13 protein-coding genes are annotated in these 17,684 nt (G+C 61.5%); 3 read left to right on the forward strand and 10 right to left on the reverse strand.

Annotated features, from left to right (window positions below; all coding sequences use genetic code 11):
- Window positions 1-36: 36 nt before the first annotated feature.
- The 6 genes from PLANPX_RS03695 to PLANPX_RS03720 all read right to left on the reverse strand — a co-directional run bounded on the left by PLANPX_RS03695 (window position 37) and on the right by PLANPX_RS03720 (window position 7,535).
- Window positions 37-1,611, reverse strand: a complete 1,575-nt coding sequence (locus PLANPX_RS03695) for a hypothetical protein (RefSeq protein WP_152097420.1) — start codon at window positions 1,609-1,611, stop codon at window positions 37-39.
- A 94-nt stretch (window positions 1,612-1,705) separates the two neighbouring features.
- Window positions 1,706-3,166: a sugar porter family MFS transporter gene (locus tag PLANPX_RS03700; protein WP_152097421.1), complete on the reverse strand. Its 1,461-nt coding sequence runs from the start codon at window positions 3,164-3,166 to the stop codon at window positions 1,706-1,708.
- Between the two features lie 65 nt (window positions 3,167-3,231).
- Window positions 3,232-3,732, reverse strand: a complete 501-nt coding sequence (locus tag PLANPX_RS03705) for a D-lyxose/D-mannose family sugar isomerase (protein WP_152097422.1) — start codon at window positions 3,730-3,732, stop codon at window positions 3,232-3,234.
- A gap of 44 nt (window positions 3,733-3,776) precedes the next feature.
- Window positions 3,777-5,180: an aspartate aminotransferase family protein gene (locus tag PLANPX_RS03710; protein WP_152097423.1), complete on the reverse strand. Its 1,404-nt coding sequence runs from the start codon at window positions 5,178-5,180 to the stop codon at window positions 3,777-3,779.
- 109 nt (window positions 5,181-5,289) lie between these two features.
- Window positions 5,290-6,312, reverse strand: a complete 1,023-nt coding sequence (locus PLANPX_RS03715) for a DUF1559 domain-containing protein (protein ID WP_152097424.1) — start codon at window positions 6,310-6,312, stop codon at window positions 5,290-5,292.
- An 86-nt stretch (window positions 6,313-6,398) separates the two neighbouring features.
- On the reverse strand, window positions 6,399-7,535 hold the full coding sequence (locus tag PLANPX_RS03720; RefSeq protein WP_152097425.1) for an aldose 1-epimerase family protein: 1,137 nt from the start codon (window positions 7,533-7,535) through the stop codon (window positions 6,399-6,401).
- Window positions 7,536-7,903: 368 nt separating this feature from the next.
- Here PLANPX_RS03720 and PLANPX_RS03725 point away from each other — a divergent pair, with 368 nt between their 5' ends.
- Entirely contained in the window at window positions 7,904-8,734 is an 831-nt protein-coding gene (locus PLANPX_RS03725; RefSeq protein ID WP_152097426.1) for a class I fructose-bisphosphate aldolase, read from the forward strand.
- 12 nt (window positions 8,735-8,746) lie between these two features.
- Here PLANPX_RS03725 and PLANPX_RS03730 read toward each other — a convergent pair whose 3' ends face one another.
- The 4 genes from PLANPX_RS03730 to PLANPX_RS03745 form a co-directional block, all read right to left on the reverse strand.
- Window positions 8,747-10,177 (reverse strand): FGGY-family carbohydrate kinase, encoded by a 1,431-nt coding sequence (locus PLANPX_RS03730; RefSeq protein WP_152097427.1) that lies wholly within the window; start codon window positions 10,175-10,177, stop codon window positions 8,747-8,749.
- Window positions 10,178-10,213: 36 nt separating this feature from the next.
- Window positions 10,214-11,539, reverse strand: coding sequence for a neutral/alkaline non-lysosomal ceramidase N-terminal domain-containing protein (locus PLANPX_RS03735; protein ID WP_152097428.1), 1,326 nt, complete (start codon window positions 11,537-11,539; stop codon window positions 10,214-10,216).
- Window positions 11,540-11,577: 38 nt separating this feature from the next.
- A complete protein-coding gene (locus PLANPX_RS03740) occupies window positions 11,578-12,339 on the reverse strand; it encodes a DeoR/GlpR family DNA-binding transcription regulator (protein WP_172991845.1) in 762 nt (253 codons plus the stop codon).
- Between the two features lie 264 nt (window positions 12,340-12,603).
- Window positions 12,604-12,933: a hypothetical protein gene (locus PLANPX_RS03745; protein ID WP_152097430.1), complete on the reverse strand. Its 330-nt coding sequence runs from the start codon at window positions 12,931-12,933 to the stop codon at window positions 12,604-12,606.
- 177 nt (window positions 12,934-13,110) lie between these two features.
- Between PLANPX_RS03745 and PLANPX_RS03750 the strand changes: the two genes are divergently transcribed.
- Both PLANPX_RS03750 and PLANPX_RS03755 read left to right on the forward strand, forming a co-directional pair.
- On the forward strand, window positions 13,111-14,418 hold the full coding sequence (locus tag PLANPX_RS03750) for a dockerin type I domain-containing protein (RefSeq protein ID WP_172991846.1): 1,308 nt from the start codon (window positions 13,111-13,113) through the stop codon (window positions 14,416-14,418).
- Window positions 14,419-14,516: 98 nt separating this feature from the next.
- The gene (locus PLANPX_RS03755) at window positions 14,517-17,645 is read left to right on the forward strand and encodes a hypothetical protein (RefSeq protein WP_152097432.1); all 3,129 of its coding nucleotides are present in this window, start codon (window positions 14,517-14,519) and stop codon (window positions 17,643-17,645) included.
- Window positions 17,646-17,684: the final 39 nt, after the last annotated feature.

Here is a 17,684-nt window from a genome sequence, read left to right on the forward strand (position 1 = left end):
CGCTGGGATGAACACGTTCCCAACGCCCAGCCTCGCTTACTTCGATTCCTTGGCGAGGCGGTCTGCGGTCGCCTGCATCGCTTTCACGAGATTGGCCGAGGCCGATTCCGCGATCGCATAGTCTTCCTTGATCTTCGCGAACGGCGTGGGGGCGTCGATTTCGGGATGCAACACCGCGTTTATTTCCGGGGCGTCGAGCTTCGCGAGCGCGTCGTCCAGACGCTTCCATTCGAAAATGACGCGGCCGCGGTAGCCGTGGCGCTCTTGCCATTGGCTGAACTGTTCGACAAAGGCGGCGAACAGCTCGTTGGCGTCGGCGCTTTCCTGTTCCTGGGCGACGATGAACTTCTCGCCAGCCGCACGCAGCCGCAGTTGCATGGCGATGTCGGTCAGGAACCGCTGCGGATCGCCGAACATGAGTCCTTTCAGCGGGCCCGTTTTCAGATCGCCCGCCGCCAACTTTTCGAGCGAGGCGGCCGTGGCGAGCATGTGTTCCGTGTCGACGCTCGTGAGCGCCGTCCAACCGGCGACGATCTCGGCGCCGTGGCCGGGGAGCAACTGGTCGGCGAACTCGACGTAGTCGGCTTCGGCCAGCGGTTTGCCTTGGGCGCCGCGAGCGAACGCAAAGATGTACGGCAATTGCAAGCAGTGCGTTTGGGCGTTCGCCATCACGCCGCGGCCGGTCGGTTCGAGGCCGGCTTGGTAGGCCCGGTCAGAACCGAAGTTCGTCAGCGGGAACGTCGGCTCGCCCTCGACCGATCCGTAGCGGTAGTCGATGGCGCGATCGGTTTGGCCGACTCGGTTGGCATGATGGATATTGCCGGCCAAGCCCCATGGCTCGGGGTTCAACTCCTTGAGGTGTTTGAGCGCGGCGTCGAATTCGGCTTCGGTGCTGAACTCGAATTTGCCCGTTTCATACCAACGGCAGTAACCCGGCCAGCCGACGTGCATCCAGTAGAGCATTTCGATGCCGGGGCGGAGTTGGTCGAGCATCTTGCGATGAGCGCCGAGCAGCGCGACGAACTCTTCAGTCGTCGAACCGGGATAACCTCCCGGATCGCTGTCGATCACGACGAATGCATCGGCCTGGGCGAGCGGGCGAAGTTGCTTTTCGCGGCGCTTCATCATCCGCTCCATCGCTTCCGCGTCGCCCGGGTTGACGCGCAGGTCGCTGAAGAAGAACACACGGTCTTCGAATGTCATTTGGCCCGCGACGGCGTCGTCAGCGATCACGTTTGGGCAGAGACAGACGAAGACCTTCATGCCCTTGGAGTGGATCATGTCGATCACTTGGCGACACTTCTCCAGGTATGCCTCGTCGCTCTTGGTGAGCGGATCGGGCATCGTGTCGATGACCGGCCAGAACTGGATGACGTTGTAGCCGAGTTGCTTCACGCCATCGACATACCCTTCCCAATCTTCGAGCGACCATTCGCGGGCGGCGTACGGGTGGTTGTACGGCCAGTGCTGGTGGACGTAGATGCCGATGATTTTTTCCGCAGCGGGCGGCTGCGCTGGTTCGGCGGTTTTGTCGGCCGCATGAAGGGTCGGCGTCGCGAACGCGGTGAGCAGCAACAGACAGATGCCGATAATCGTGCGAATTGCGGTCATAAGATTCGATGGAGTCGAAGGTGGAGATAGCCGTCAGCGTGCGGCGGCGGTCCCCCACGAGAGGCGCCGCAGCGACTTCGTAAACGAGTGGAAGCTAAGCGTTGGGATTGGCGACTAATTCGTTTTCAACGAAAGGGCGCTCGGCCCGATCGGAGTCATGCAGCCAGAAGCCGCCGATTTCTTCGAGCGTTTTGTCTTTCGTCTCGGGGATCCATTTCCAGACGAAAAGTCCCCCCGCCAGGCAAATGCCGAAGAAGATCAAGAACGTTCCCCCCGCGCTGCCAAAGTGGGCGCTGAACCAATTCGTGAGCACGGGGAACAAGTTGACGGTAATGAACGACGCGGTGAACATCGCGCAGGTGGCGATCGACATCGCCTTGCCGCGGATGCGCGTGGGGTAGAGTTCGGAGACGACGACCCAACTCAGCGGCGCGAGCGTTAGCGTGAACGCCCCGGTGGCGACGATCATCGCCAGCAGCGTCATTTGCATCGGCAGCTGGAAGGCGAAGTTGGCGTACATCAGCAGATGCCCTACGCCCATCGCCAGCGCTCCGACGATGAGAATCGGGCGCCGGCCAAATTTGCTCGTCAGCCAGAAGGCGATCACCGTGCAGATCGTGATCCAGCCGTCGATGATGACGCTGTTCAGAATGGCGTCGGGAGCGTCGGTGATGCCGGCTTCCATGAACAGCGACGGCGTGTAGAGCAGAATCATGTTCACGCCGTTGATTTGCGAGAAGACCATCAGCACAAGGCCGATGATCACCGCCTTCAGAATGCCGGGGCGGAGCAACTCGGCGAACCCGCCGCTCTCTTCGCCCAGCTCTTGCTTGATGGCCCGCAGTTCTTGTTCCGACTGCTCCGGCGTGTTGATGCGGTTGAGCACGTCGAGGGCTTCCGCGTCGCGATTCATCATCGCCAGCCAACGGGGGCTGTTCGGCACGAAAAACAGCCCGCCGAAGAGGCCGACGATCGGGATGGCCTGAGAGAAGAACATCCAGCGCCAGTGACCGCCGAACGAGAGAAAGTAGGCGACGACGACGGCCATCGAGAGGCCGATGACGATCGCCAGTTGGTTGATGATCACCATTCGACCGCGGAGCGGAGCAGGCGAGATCTCAGCGATGTACATCGGCGAGACAGTCGAGGCGAGGCCGACGCCCATGCCGCCGACGAAACGCCACAAGATGATTTGCCAGACCGACGGCGCGAGCGCGCTGCCGACCGCCGAGATCATGAACAACAGGGCGGCGAGCAGCAGCGACCACTTGCGGCCCTTCACGTCTGCGAGCCACATGCCGCAGAGCGGGCCGAAGGGGCAACCGAGAATCGCGCTGCCGGTGACCATGCCGGTCCAGAAGGGAGTGAGTGCGAATTCCTTCTGTAGGAAGATGATCGCCCCGGAGATGAGCGACAGATCGTAGCCGAACAGAAAGCCGCCGATCGCGGCGATCATCGTGATGCGATAGAGGTAACCGCTGTCGTGGCCGCCTCCCGGCGGCGACAGGAGCCCTGCCCCAGAACCTGCTCCTGTCGTGCCGGAAGAATGCATCATGTCGAAATCCTTCGATACTTGGAGACGCGCGGTTCAGTCCGCAGCAGACGTCAATGGAGCCACTCTCACGCAGAGGCCGGCACACCGATGTTGCGGTGGAGCCAGGCCATCGCTTCCGGCTGCTCGAACACGTTGTCGCTCGGGTCGCACGGCATCGAAAGTTCGAGCATCAGCGTGGGGCCGATCCCTTCGAACGAGTGAACTTGGTTCGGCGCGATGGCCAGCGTCTCGCCTTCTTTCAACACGAATTCTTCGTTGTCCATCGTGACGCGCAAGGCGCCCTTCATTACGAAGAACGTCTCGTGCTTGATGCGATGGCAGTGGCGCGGGCACATTTGCCCGTCCTTCACGAACATGTACTTGCCGCAGTAGCCGGCTTCCATTTCGTTCGCAATCCAGAACTCGTACAAGCCGAACCGGTCGAAGTCGCCCAGGCCGAAATCGAGCACGAGCGGCACGGCGGGCGGCATCGCCACCTTCCATTCCGAAATGTGTTGGTAGCATTCGTCCAACGCGGCGCGGCGTTCTTGCGGCGGAATCTGCAATGAATCAGGAATCTCTGGCATCGTTGCCTCTCCTTATCAGTTGAATCGTTGATGGCTCGAAAGTGTTAGGCAAAGCCGAGTTCGCGTTCGGTTTCGCCGATCGATTCGTCGATGATGTCGAGACCCTTGAGCAAGGCGTCTTCGCCCATGACGATCGGCGGGCTCATCCGCAGGATATGTCCGGCCGGGATCCACGCCAGGCCTTTGCGGAAGGCTTTCTGATAAACGCGGACGCCCGCTTCGTTGAACGGCGTTTTGGCTTCGCGGTCTTTGACGAGCTCGATGCCCATCAAGCAGCCTTTGGCGCGAACGTCGCCGATGATCGGGTGGTCGGCCATCATTTGCTTCAACCGCCGCAGCGCGACGTCGCCCAGATACTGGGCGTGCTGCAGGAGGTTCTCGTCTTCGATCACCTCGGTCGACGCCAACGCGGCCGCACAGGCCATCGGGTTGCCGCCGTAGCTCGATGAGGCGCTGATCGATTCGAAGCTTTCCTTGTACGGCTCGCGAACCGCCACGCACGTGACGGGGAAGCCGTTGCCGAAGCCCTTGCCGATGGTGACGATGTCGGGGACGACGTTCCAGTACTCGGAGCAGAGCCACTTGCCGGTGCGTCCCCAGCTGGTGAGGACTTCGTCCATGATCAGCAAGATGTTGCGATCGTCGCAGAACTTGCGGAGCTTCGGGAAGAAGTCGTCGGGAGGCATGACCGAGCCGCCCCAGCCTTGGATTGGCTCAAGGATGAACGCCGCGACGTCGTGGACGGTTCCTTTGTCGATGTACTGCTCGTAGAACCAAATGTATTTGTCGGTGTCGATCGTGCCGTCGCTCTTCGTCCAAATCGGGCGATAGACGTCGGGACGCGGCACCATGTGGGCGCCGGGAGCGCGCGTCGCGCCGTAGACGCGGTTGCTAATTTGGCCGTGCGAAACGGCGCCGTAGGTCTTACCGTGGAAGTCGTTGAAGCAAGAGATCGTTTCGTTGCGCTTCGTCGCAGCCCGCGCGACGCGAATGGCCGCTTCCACGGCGGTGGTGCCGGAATCGTAGAACTGGAACCCGTTCAAATCGCCAGGCAGGACTTCCGCCAACTTCTCGCACAGCGCCGTTTTGATGGGCGTCGTGAAATCATGGGCGTTCATCAACATGGAGGCGTAACGGCCAATCGCTTCGCTGACCTTCGGGTGGCAATGGCCGAGGGTCGTCACGTAGATGCCCGACGAGAAGTCGAGATACTCGTTGCCGTCGACGTCTCGCAGCACGCAGCCTTCGCCCGACTCGAACGTCACGGGGAACAGCTTCACCTGCCCCGAGAGTCCCTTGAAGTACTGAGTGCAGCGCTCGTGATACCGCTTCGACTCGGGCCCCGGCGTTTCGCCGTCAATTTGCGGGCAATTGGCTAAGTCGACTCGCGCCCATTCGAGGCTCGAGAAGGTGGACGGCACATTCGGCGAAGAAAGTGCAGATGACATGCGAAGGGTTCCTAAATCGAAGGCGTTATCAACAGGATAAATAATTCAGCGTGCGAAAGCGGCTGGCGAGTTGGAGCGACTTCGCACCCGCAGAGGAATCAAAACGTCGTTACGGCAGCGCCACCGGCTCGCCGTCTAAGGCGTTGCACAGCCGGGCCCAGACGAGCTCGTCAATGCCGCCGCTAAGCGATTGAATGCTCCCGTCGACGAAAGCGGCGTTCATCGTCGAGTGGGGCGTTTGGGCTCGATCGACCAAGCAATTCGAAATCGCGTTTGGTTGAGTCTGAAACATCAGGGCGACTGGAGCGACCGGATCGGCGTGGCTGGCAACCTGATCGGTCGTGTTCGTGCCGAACAACGGGCGGCTGCCAGGATTGGAGTCAGACCACAGGTTCGCGTTCGCCTCATCGCTGACGCCCGTGTTTCCGCAGGTGCCATAGCGCTCAGCGAAGGCCAACGTTTGCGACAGCCCGTCGGGAAACTGCGAGAACTTCTTGGTCGCTTCGACGCGTTTGGCTTTGCCTAGCGCCAACCCGATGGAAAGCGGAACCTCCGGATCTCCAAACGCTTGGTAGTTGGCGGCGTAGTTGCCCACCGTCCAAGGTTCGGGCGCTCCGTCGACGACGACGCGTCCCTTGTAGCTGTCGGGAAGCCCGTTCGGCGAACTCGATTCGGAAGGGCACAGGAACGTCGGAATCACATAGGCCTTGATGCGAAGACCGCCGACGTACGTGTTCACGTTGGCTTCGGCGGCTTTGAAGATGTTCCCCTGCTCGATGTATGGCAGAAGCCAGTTGAAGAACGTGTAGCCGGTTGCCTTTGCATATGGGCCGGTTTTGAGCGAGGAGTAGCCGAAAGTTTCGCCTTGCGTCATCAGCGGAGGCAAGACTCGATTCGTGTCGTGCAAATTATGGAGGGCAATCCCCAACTGTTTGAGATTGTTCGTGCATTGCGAGCGGCGCGCCGCCTCCCTGGCAGCTTGCACCGCCGGAAGCAGCAGCGCGACGAGCACGCCGATGATGGCGATTACCACCAGCAATTCGACCAACGTAAAGCCGCCGCTAAGCAGTGCACGACGACGGTGCGTCGTCGCACCGGCCGTCGCCCCAAGTGGCAAGACGGTAAATTCCATTGTTGTTGACCTCTGACTCTCTGCGATGATTGTGTAGCGGGCATCGGCGTCGCCTAAGAATCGATGCACCGTAATAAACGAGGGCCTTAGACGACCCTCGGTGGTAATGACGACTGGAGAAAAGCGATTTCATCACATGCTTGCTTCACTGCCGTTGCCTCGGCGTGAAACTGGATCATTACTTCGAACTCTTTCTCCTCTGCTGCACCAAGCGAAACGACTCGTCCCGCGCGGGACTCAAGCGTTCGCTGATTCGGGTAATTCGTGCCGGGTTCCAAGCCGGTGACGCGGAATTTTTCTGCTCCTAAACGATCTTTCCACAGCGTAAAGTACGGGAGCTGACGAACGTTGAACCGCACGGAAACCCCAAGCTGGCCTGCGCCGTTCTTGAGCAGTGCTTGCGTGTTCCCTTGCGCGTCAGCGGCTAACTCCAGGAAGTAGACTTCTTCAGCAACCGTTTCATCTCGAGCGCTGTAACGGTCCCAGTCGTTCAACCCCGCGGCAGAAATCTCGTCGCGAGGCGTGAGCCGGGCCGCCGGGGCGATGAACTGCGAACCTTCATCCAGCAGCGGAGATCCAAAGTTGATGTGATACAGCAGTTGGCAATCGGCGGGCCGCGATGTGCGGTTTGCCACTCGATCGTTCACCCGCAAGGCCGTCTCGCCGAGTCGCGTGCTGATGCGCGACGTCAACTGCAGCGAGTAGGCTCCGAATCGTTGCTCGCAAACGATTCCCTCGATGGCAATCTCTTGCGATTCTTCGTCGTACGACGCTTCCACCCAGTGGGCCGGCGAATTGGCGATGCGGCCATGAAGCGGGTTTGTCAGCCGACCATCTGCTGCAAACTCGGACGGGCCGTTGGAATGGAGCCCGCAGCGAGTCAGTAGCTCGTCAAATCCTTCCAGCCACCCTGCCCCGCTGGCTTCTTCCAGAGGGACGAACTGCGGATGGACTGGACCTTCTACCGGGGAGGGCCAGCTCAGCTCGCGCGACCCCAGCCAACATTTCCAAACGTTCATGCCGCGAGTCGGCACGACGACGAATCGCATGGCGCCGTTGTCGACTTCAATGACGTCGACGCCGTCTTGCCGTCCGCCGCGAAGCGTTTGCGTTTCGATGCTCCACATTGACGACGACGTGGAGACCGCCGCGGATGAAATTCGCTGCGGCTCCGCGTAATGTCGCTGCTTCGCGTCGCACAAGAGCCAACGATGGACAGCCATAACGGAGACTATTTCTTTCGTCGCTGCGTGGCTCGACCGACTCTCGTCATGCCGAACGTTGCGAGCCGTGGGGGCCGCCCCAATCCGAACTCTTGTGTTCGATATAAACAGATGTTATCATAAACGAACAATCGGTCAAGCGTTTTGCTCCTCATGCTCTGAGGAGTTTTCGCGTTTGCAGGAAGTCGCAAGAAGTTGCGACGGTCAGCCAGATTTCGGCGGGCCGCTGCAACGAACCCCCGCCCATTCCTCTCGCCGCGAGCCGGCGGAGCCGCTGCGGCTTTCCGCGAAGGATGCCGTCGGCTTACGAACATCTGCGCAGCGCTGTGGGCCCGCGCAATGCCATCACCACCTATCGAAGGGTTGAAATGTCCGTCGTCCCGCGTCTCCGTCGCCTGTTTGCCGCTGACAATCGCTGCCTCAACGTGGCCGTCGATCACGGCTTCTTTAATGAGTGGCCCTTCTTGCAAGGGATCGAAGATATGTCGCGCGCCGTGCAAACGCTGCTCGATGCCAAGCCGGATGCGATCCAGCTCACGGCTGGCCAGGCGAAGCATCTGCAGTTTGCCAGCAGTGATGACAAGCCGGCGTTCGTGTTGCGCACCGACGTGGCCAACGTCTACGGTTCGGAGCTGCCGCGCACGCTGTTCAGCCATGTGATGGACGACACCGTCGAGCAGGCGCTTCGTCTCGACGCGGCGTGCGTGGTCGTCAATCTGTTCAGAATTCCGAATCAGCCGGAAGTTCACCAGCAATGCGTCGAGAACGTCAGCCGCCTGAAGCCGCTGTGCGAGCGGTACGGCATGCCATTGATGGTCGAGCCGCTGGTGATGCAATCGAACTCCGCGGCCGGCGGCTACATGGTCGACGGCGACATCAAGAAGATCGTGCCGTTGGTGCGTCAGGCGACTGAACTCGGCGCCGACATCATCAAGGCCGATCCGTGCGACAACTTGGAGGAGTACCACCTTGTGGTGCAGGCGGCCTCGGGCTGCCCCGTCCTGCCGCGCGGCGGCGGAAAGGTGCCGGACGACGAAGTCCTCCGCCGTACGAGCGTCTTGATCGAGCAAGGGGCGTCGGGGATCGTCTACGGGCGCAACATCATTCAGCACGCCAATCCGGCCAAGATGACGCGGGCCCTGATGGCCATCGTGCACGGCTCGTGCGATCTGGAGCAAGCAAAGCAACTGCTCGTGTAGGGCCTCAGTTGCCTAAGGCGTTAGTGCGGCGTTGGCGTCGTTCGCCATGGCTGCGTACTGAACGACGTTGTTGGCAATCGGCAGAAGTGGGTGTTGCAAACGCACCCACTTCTGCGTCACTTCTGCTACCGGCGAGTTGCTGAGAGTCGCTTCGGCGAGAATGGCGGCGCCGAGGCTTGTCGGTTCTCCGTAGGCCGTGGTCGAGACGACCAGGTTGAGCACATCGGCTTTGATTTGCAGCCAAATCGCGCTGCGCGAGCCGCCGCCGGCCGAGCGGACTTCCCGCCAGTGCGCTGCGGACGAACCTTGCAGGCGCTGCAAATGCTCTCGAAGCGCGGCCGCCACGGTTTCCATGATGGCGCGCACGACCTTGCCGCGCGGTTGCACGTCGACGTACGGCGCTAGCGCGTCGGCCGGCGTCGCGGAGCTGCGATCGATTGTGAGGCCATCGGCCCCGGGCGCGACGCTCGTGGCCAGCGGGGCCAGGTCATCGAACTCCGGCAGGTCGGGAAGTTGGTCGCGATACCAGTGCAGGTAGTTCGCCGAGACGCTGCCAAACGACATCCGCCAATAGAGGCCATTCCGATAAGCGGGGCCTTGGTAAACGCCCGGCGCGGGGTTGTCATCGAGTTCCGCGGCGCACGCCACGGCGGCCAGCACGGTGCCAGTGGTTTCAGAAAGCATGCCAGGTTCGACGCTGCCGACGCCGATCGCGCCGGCGTACTGATCGAGCGTCCCCACGATGAAGCGGCAGGCGTTGTCGATGCCCAAGCGCTGCGCCATCTCGGGCAGAATGTTCCCCAGATCGGTGCCGGCGTTCACCACCTGCGGCAGCCACTCGGCGTTCAAACCAAAGCGTTCGAGCGCCGGCTGCCACCAGTCGCGCTGCTCGATGTCGACCAACCCGGTGAGACCGGCGACGCCCGCCTCGGTCACGTGATGGCCGGTCATCAGCAGCGTGAGGTAGTCGCTGATGAGGCAGATTCGCGCGGTCTGTTTCCAAGCGTGCGGCTGTTCGCGCGCGAGCCATTGCAGTTTGGCGACCATGAATTCTTCGTTGAGCGCCGGAATGCCGGTCGTCGCCGAGAAATCAGCAAGTCCCGCAGACGGCGCGAGCTCAGCGCCGATGTCGGCTGCACGCCGATCGGACCACAAGATGATCGGCGTCAGCGGGCGATTCTCCGCATCGAGCAGCGTGAAGCTGTTGCCTTGCGTCGCGAAAACCATCGCGTCGACGGTAGCGCGACGAGTGCCGTTCGGCGCCAGAACTTGCTCGATCCCTTTGCAGATCGCTGCTTCGAACTTCTCCGCCGGAATCTCCACCCAGCCAGCGTGGGGAGACCTCGCGGACGGCGTCACCCGGACGGTGCGCAGGAGTTCGCCGCGGCGGCTGAACAGCGTGAACTTGAAGTACGTCGTCCCAAGATCGATGGCGAGAATCATTGCAATCGACGAGCTCTCTGCTCGTCGCCGTTAGCTCTAGTTTTGAGAAAGTAGTTCCAGCGTGCGACCGACGAGCAAATTGCCCGAGGCGGGGCTTTCGAAAATCGCGTTGAGCGACTCGTAGGTTTTGTCGCGCACCGCGTCGGCGGTCACGAGATATCCCTGCAGGTCGCCGTTCGCCATGCTGATGATGCAGCACTGCGGATAGCGGGCTTTGATTTCGAGCGAGAACTCGACAAACTGCTCGCCTGGCCAACCGACGTAGTGCCAATCGCCGATCTGGAAGATCGACAGCTCGGCAGGCAGCACCTCCTCGGCGGCTTGCGCCACGAAGCCTTGCTCGGAGGCGCGGCTCAAGGCCACGGTTTCTTCCGCGCCGAACAGTTTGCATTCCGCCGTGCGAATCGTGCGGGGATCGGCCGCGGCGGCTTGAAGTTGCCGGAAATCGGCTTCGGCTTGATGCAGCAACTCGTCCGCGGCGTCGACGGTGGGAAACTTCCGTAGTGGGAATCGCAAGCTGTCCGACCGGCAACTGAGTCGCAGCGTCGAGGAGTATTCAATGCTACGCATCGCTGCTTCGACGGCGGCGCCGAGCAGATAGCCGAGGCGCGTCGCTTCGGCGACCGTGTTTTCGCGGACGACGTGCCGGGGGCTCAGGTTGCCGCATGGGCCGGTGTGGTAGATGACGGGAATCTTGCTGCCGAATGTGCGCTCCTGCAGGTATTTGCGGGCGAGTCCGGGAAAGTCGCCGCTGACGAGCGTCGACGTTTCACGCAACACCGTGGGGTGCATCGAGCAGACGAGCAGCACCGCGATCGGCGCGTGGCTTTGAGCGCAGCGCACCGACATCACCGGCGCGGTCGGGTCCGACGGTCCCGATGGGTCGAGGCGGTTGCTTCCCACCGCCGAGGCGTCGGCGACGGCGACGCCAAGCTCCGCGGGACGCTTTGTTTCGTAGGCTTGCACAGCGGCGGCGACGATGCCGTCTTCGAGCGTTTGCACGAACGCAGGATCGATCGCGGGAACACGCGGATCCGCCGCGTTGCTGAGCATCGTCATCGTCATCGGCGCCGAATGTGTGTGCGTCGCCGAGATCAAAATGTGGGCGGCGGGGATTCCCGTGGCACGCTCGATGCACGCTTTCGCACGCAGCGCCAGCCCGCGCTCGACGAAAATGACGTCGCACGCCACGAAGAGCTGCGCGACGTTTCCGTCGCTCAGATAGAGTGCCGAACAAAGAAGCGGGTCGTTGACGCCCGTGCTGTTCCGTTCGACGTTCGGGTAACCGAACAGGAAGAGGCTGCGGGTCGGACTAATGTCGACCGCTGCGGCTCCCGCAACCAACGCATAACTTGAGCTCATCGTGCCAGCAAGTTCTCGCGCGGTTGCTAGGCGCCTAGCTACGCGAGCAGAACTTGAACCCCTTTCTTTGCGAACGATTCGACCAGCTTCTTGTCAACGCCGCGGTCGGTGATGATTCCGTCCCAATCTTGTAGTTTCCCGCAGCGACAGAGCGCGGTCTTGCCGAACTTCGAGCTATCCGCGACCAAGTACACGACCTTGGCCGACTTCACCATCGTGGCCAGCATCTTGGCGACTTCCGGCGATTGCTGATAAACGATGCCCTTGTGGTCGATGCCGGCGGCGCCGATGAAGGCGATGTCGGCGCACAGTGATTCGAGGTTGGATTCTGTCAACGCGCCGACTAAGTCGGGCGACGTTGGTCGGACGTAGCCGCCGAGCAATAACACCTCCACCTTCGGCGCGTACTGCAACCGCGAAGCGATCGGCAGCGAGGTGGTGACGACGGTGATGTTCGGTTTCGCACGCAACTGCGTGGCGATCGCGAGCGTCGTCGTGCCCGAGTCGAGGAGCACCGATTGGCCCTCTTCGACCTTGCCGGCCGCCAGCTTGGCGATCGCCTCTTTGGCCTCTTGGTGTTGGCCGTACTTCTTCAGGAATTCAAAACCAAAGCTCACGCTTTCCGCCATGGCCGCCCCGCCGTGGGTGCGAATGATCTTGCCGCTTTCGGCGAGCGACTGCAGATCGCGTCTGATCGTCATGTCGCTGACGCCCAATTCCGTGGCCAACTGATCGATTGAGCATTCGCCGTGGGCGGCGATCATCTCAATGAGCTTTTTGTCGCGAACCGCATTTCCCATAGGACGTGACGCATGAAGGCTGTGGGTGGCAAACCGCAAAAGCGGAAACTCCGCATGTGGAAAGTACCCCATGCGCGTTCCGGGTGAAAGTCTGCCACTGCCGCCGACGAGCTGTTGCGCATTAAATGCGCCTCATTCGTCGCTGCTCGCGTCCTGCTCTTCGATCTCCGCAACGGCGATGTTCGCCATCGTGCGGTCTTCATCTTTTCTTGTCGGAACGATTACGAATCGTTGACACGAATGTTTGACTATGTTAATGTTTGTTTACATCGAACACAAGCCGATTCCAAAGAAGATCGTCACGTGGGAGATGGAAAAGACAGGCATGCAGCGGTCACCTATCGTCTTGGGCGGCGGGAGGTAAATGTGTGCGGACGCCATTTTTCTTGTCGCCGTTAGTTCAGAATTGCTCGCGAAGAGATCGAAGTAAAGCTTTTCTTGCGAGTGGAGATTCGTCTCTTTCATCGCATCAATGCTCGAGCGGTTCTCGCTCGGGATTGCTCCGTCTCTCGCTGCGCGCCAGGCGCGGCGTCGCTTCAGGCTGCTCGCGTTTTTGAACCATTTTTCTATGGGTTGCGGACGCTCGGCGGCCACGCCGTTCGCGCGCCCGTCAGCCAGATTGCAGTTACAACTAAGTTACATCCCCGAATCTCAAGAGGAGACTCCCTGATGAGTACCGAATGTCCAGTCTCTGAAGTCGCCTGCGCGGCCAGCGTTCAGCGGGGCCAGGGGCGTGCGCCACAACGAGCGCGGAGACTGACTCTTTCGCCAATGCTGCAAGCGCTCGCCGTCGCGTTGAGCGCCGCGATCGTTGCCGCGCCAGCGGTGGCCCAAACGACGCGGCATCAAGTGAGCAAGACGAACCCCACCGGGCAGAACGACGTGGGAATTCGCTACTTTAACGGCACCTTCGACGTCGGTTACAGCGCTGGCGACGCTGCGTACAGCGCCGCCGCTTCCGACGGCTACTCGCTGCTGCTGTTCGATCAGTCGGAATACAACGCGCGGTTGATGGCGAACGCCGGCCGGGGCCCCGCGTATTACGGCTCCGCCGAACTCCGTTTGCCGTTCGTCGGCACCGGTCTCGACGTCCTCCAAATCAACGACGCTGCCGGTGAAAGCTACGACTGGGAGATCGTCACTTCAGGTTCAAACAACGAGTTCCAAGTCGTTTCTTCAGGCACCGTCGATACCTACACCCCCGGCGCCCCGGTCGGCCAGAAAGTGACGCTTGCTGCGCAAGGAACGCTGACTGCCGACAAGATTTACATGCTTCGCCTGAAGGTGAACGATTCCGACGGACTCAACGGCGGGCAAGGCGGCAAGTGGCGGGCGTTCATCGACGCCTTCGACGTCTACGACGAGACGCCCCTGACGTTCGACGACGACAGCAACTTCTCGGGGAACTGGAACTACGTCGACCCATCGGCCTGGGATATCGGGGTCGGCGACTCGCCGGTCTATGAAGGAACGCGTTCCGGTACGCCGGGAGCCGACGAGAAGCTCGATATCAGTTTCACGGGCACGGCCTTCGCGCTCTACGGTTTCAACTGGGGCGGCATCACCGGCGTCTACGATTGGGCCGTCGACGGCGGACTGGGAGGTTCGGGAACCGTCGACCAAACCCTCGACCTCGACGTGCACGGATTTGCCGTGCGTTGGCCGGAGTTGGTCGTCAACGGACTCTCCTCGGGCGAGCACACCCTGAGCATCACGGTCAGCGGCTCGAGCGCCGGCGGCGCCATTCCCACCGGCTTGGGCTACAACATCTTCGATGCGCTCGCGGTGTATGATTCCGGCGTCGTCATCCAGAACAACGCCGACTTCAACGTCGACGGCGTCGTCGACGGTCGCGACTTCCTGATCTGGCAGCAGGGCTTCGGTTCTGGTTCGACGCTGCAGCAGGGCGACGCGAACGGCGACTCGATCGTCAACGCCGCTGACCTTGCCATTTGGAAGACGCAGTTCGGCGCCGCCGCCACGACCGTCGCGGCCGCCGTGCCGGAACCGGCGGCGGGCGTGATCGGCTTGCTCGGCCTCTCGCTGCTCGCTTGCTTGCGGAATCGTCGGCAAGCATAAACCTCGCTTGGTTGGGGACGGAGCGGGCGGTCGTCAACCCGGACGGCCGCCCGTTCTCGTCATTCTGGTTGCACCATTGATTGACGCCTTGATTCGACATGAACTTCTCGCAGTTGCGGCGACGCACTCTCCATATTGAACTGCTGGAGCCGCGACAGCTCTTGGCTGGCGACGCGCCGGTGCTGGATGTGCTTGCCGCGGAGACGCCGGCTGCTGAGCCTGCTGCCGATCTCGCCGCAGATTTCGCGGCCATGGCGACCGCAACGGAAGACGCCCAGGCGCAAACACAGCCCTGGGCGACGACTCGCGGCGTGTACGTCTTTACGCTGAGCGCGTACCAAGGCGTGTGGGCGCCGAAGGACTGGACCTTCGCACAGTGGGAGACCTGGCTCGACCAGATGGAGTTCTTGAACTTCAATCATCTCCAGCTGATGCGGGCGCCATGGTCGGAACGCCCGGCTCAAACGCCGGCGGAATTGGCGAAGGAAGCGTTGTGGGTGCAGGTGCTGCAATCGGCGAAGCAGCGCGGGATGACCACTTCAATCGTCTTCGGCACGACGTGGCACGGTGATCTCACCAATCCCTGGCGGATTTTGTCGCCGGGCAATAGCCCTGCGGATCCCAACTGGCAGACGCTGCTCGGCGACTACCAATACTGGGCGAACAAGTATGGCGCCTGGGTCGATGAGTGGGTGATGGGGGGCGAGGACCCCGGCGGCTCGCCTTCGAGCGCCGGCATCAATTACGCATTCGAAACGCCGTCGCCGCTCGGGAATCCGAGCAACGTTTCGGAATTGGTCTCGCTGCAAATCGCGATGCGGTACGCCGCCAGGCAGGTGAATCCGTCGGCCAGCGTCGTGGCGGAAACATGGGGCCTCAACTGGTGGGGCACGTCGCCCGGCTACAGTTCGCAGCTGGCTGAATTTTTGGTTCAGCAGTCGCGCCTGCCGAGCGACGTGCCGCTGAGCACGCACGGCAACGACGACGCGCTCACCAATTCTTTGCAAGCCACGGGGCGGGACGTCGACGCGTGGCCCTTCTTTCTGATTGATCACGAATTTCCCGTCGGCCACACGAAGCTGCACTTCGATTGGACGAGAAACTATCTTGGAAAGATCAAGGCGCAGGGCATCGACAGTGTCATCGCCCACATCTCGCACCCGACGGAACAGTTGCCGTCGCTGTACGTCTACTCGCGGCTGCTCGATGACGTGAATCTGAGCGAAGCAACGCTGCTAAAAGAATTCGCCGCGTTTTTGGTCGAGCCGCCGGCGCAGCAGACGGCGCTCGCCAATGCGATCGGCAGCCTCAGCGATTTTTGGGATTCCGTGAGCGGCATCGCCAATTGGACGGCCGCCGCGTTGCAGCCGGTGAACGTGGCGGCGCCGTTTACCACGCGCTACAGCGCCGCTCAGCTCGGCTACTTGAACTCCGCGTTGGCGAACATCACCGCTGTGACCGATCCTCGCGCTGTGTCGCAGATTCCGATGCAGATCACGGCCGCCGCGTGGGTGCAAATGCTGCGGGATCAGATTCAGTTCTTGCACGACGCCGCCTACATCGGCAATTTGGCAGCTCAATCGCAAAGCTACCTCAACGATCAGTACCCCGCAGTCGCGGCGTTGATCGCGCCGCTGAGCCGGGCGGAAGCTGCTGAAATGGAGGCTGCCTTCCATTCAGCCGGCTCGGCGGGGGCCTTGCAACGCATGGAGGCGTATCTTTCGCAGTTCTGGCAGACGACCACCAATCAGAACCATCCGCTGGGAATCATTTACGATTTCCTCCGCCTGAACATTCCGACCTCCGTCGCCGGATCGGTAGGGTTGTCCGGGGACTACTTAGAGTTTGCTGCGCCGGCCTACCCGACGCTCTTCAAACAACTCGACGGGCGCGTGGAACAAACGGACGGCAGTTTTTCGTACGCCCGCGACACGCAGTGGACGACGGAATCGTCTGCTGCATTCTCCGGCGGCACCGCGATCAAGAACTCGACCATTAACAGCGAAGTGAACATCGTGTTCTCCGGCAGCGGCGTCTCGCTGATTCACTCGCTGTGGCAACAAGGGGCGACGGCTTCGTGGTCGATCGATGGCGGCGCGGGCGGATCGGGGACGATCCAGATGAATGCCGCCACGCGGACCGATCAAGTCGAAACGCTGCTCGCCACGGGTTTGGCGCAGACGCTCCATGTGTTGACGATCAAGAAGATCGGCGGCGCGGCCAGCACGGCCATCCAAATCGACGGCGTCGTCGTTCAGAACAACAATCGTTTGCGTCGCGAGGACGATCGCCAACTGCTGACGTACAGCGGGCAATGGGCCTCCACCAACGAAGGGACGCCTAGCGGCGGTTCGTGGCACTTCACGACGGAGAACGCCGCCTCGGTGACGATCCCGTTCACCGGCACGGCTGTCGGCATCGCCGCCACGTTGCGCGGCGATTATGGCGTGATTGCGTGGAGCATCGACGGCGGCGCCGGCGGTTCAGGGACCGTCAGCCTGCAAAGCTCCAACTATACGAATAAGATGCCGTTCATCCTCACCAGGGGGCTAACCAACGGCAATCACACGCTGACGCTCACCAAGCAGAGCGGGTTCCTGATCAACATCGACGCCGTCGATTCGGCTGTCGAGCAATCGGCCGACTTCAACAACGATGGCATCGTCGACGGCGCCGACTTCCTGGCCTGGCAACGAGGCTTCGGGGCGTCGGGCAACGCAACGGCAGCCCAGGGAGACGCCGATCTCGATCGCGACGTCGATGCCGACGACTTGGCTATCTGGCGGACGCGATTCGGGCAAAAGGCTGCCAGAACCGCAGTCTCGTTGGCAGTCGCCGCGACCGAGGCGAGCGTGAGTGAACGTTCCAGCGTCGCAGCTTCGGAGTCGTCGGAATCTTTTAGCGCCGCTGCGAACGTTGAGGGGCAAGACTCGGCGTCGGCTCTGGCTGCGTTGAATGGTTTGGAGTTGCAGTCGTTTCAACTTCAATCAAGCCGCCCAGCGATTGACCGCTTGATGGCGTTGTTTGCCGAAGAGCACTCGCAGAAGTCTCGCTCGATTGCGAACGAAGAGGCTGGATGGACGGCGCCCCGTCCGAGACGTGGCGAAGTGACTAGTGCCGGTCGGCCGGAACGCGATGAGCAGCTGGCCGACGACGCGATCTACCGCTGGCTCGACGGCTCGGCTCTGAACCGCTTGCCATCGGTTCCGACCGCCTTCACTGATTAAAACCTCCGCCTTAGGGGAAAGTAGATGACGATCCTCCGC

Source organism: Lacipirellula parvula, assembly GCF_009177095.1.
In the GTDB taxonomy this organism is placed as follows: Bacteria; Planctomycetota; Planctomycetia; order Pirellulales; family Lacipirellulaceae; genus Lacipirellula; species Lacipirellula parvula.

Excerpts from the sequence above, each read along its gene's own strand:
- PLANPX_RS03695 (WP_152097420.1), bottom strand. The coding sequence starts at position 1,611 with ATGACCGCAATTCGCACGATTATCGGCATCTGTCTGTTGCTGCTCACC.
- PLANPX_RS03715 (WP_152097424.1), bottom strand. The coding sequence starts at position 6,312 with ATGGAATTTACCGTCTTGCCACTTGGGGCGACGGCCGGTGCGACGACG.
- PLANPX_RS03755 (WP_152097432.1), top strand. The coding sequence starts at position 14,517 with ATGAACTTCTCGCAGTTGCGGCGACGCACTCTCCATATTGAACTGCTG.
- PLANPX_RS03710 (WP_152097423.1), bottom strand. The coding sequence starts at position 5,180 with ATGTCATCTGCACTTTCTTCGCCGAATGTGCCGTCCACCTTCTCGAGC.
- PLANPX_RS03750 (WP_172991846.1), top strand. The coding sequence starts at position 13,111 with ATGCTGCAAGCGCTCGCCGTCGCGTTGAGCGCCGCGATCGTTGCCGCG.
- PLANPX_RS03730 (WP_152097427.1), bottom strand. The coding sequence starts at position 10,177 with ATGATTCTCGCCATCGATCTTGGGACGACGTACTTCAAGTTCACGCTG.
- PLANPX_RS03740 (WP_172991845.1), bottom strand. The coding sequence starts at position 12,339 with ATGGGAAATGCGGTTCGCGACAAAAAGCTCATTGAGATGATCGCCGCC.
- PLANPX_RS03735 (WP_152097428.1), bottom strand. The coding sequence starts at position 11,539 with ATGAGCTCAAGTTATGCGTTGGTTGCGGGAGCCGCAGCGGTCGACATT.
- PLANPX_RS03700 (WP_152097421.1), bottom strand. The coding sequence starts at position 3,166 with ATGATGCATTCTTCCGGCACGACAGGAGCAGGTTCTGGGGCAGGGCTC.
- PLANPX_RS03720 (WP_152097425.1), bottom strand. The coding sequence starts at position 7,535 with ATGGCTGTCCATCGTTGGCTCTTGTGCGACGCGAAGCAGCGACATTAC.
- PLANPX_RS03705 (WP_152097422.1), bottom strand. The coding sequence starts at position 3,732 with ATGCCAGAGATTCCTGATTCATTGCAGATTCCGCCGCAAGAACGCCGC.
- PLANPX_RS03725 (WP_152097426.1), top strand. The coding sequence starts at position 7,904 with ATGTCCGTCGTCCCGCGTCTCCGTCGCCTGTTTGCCGCTGACAATCGC.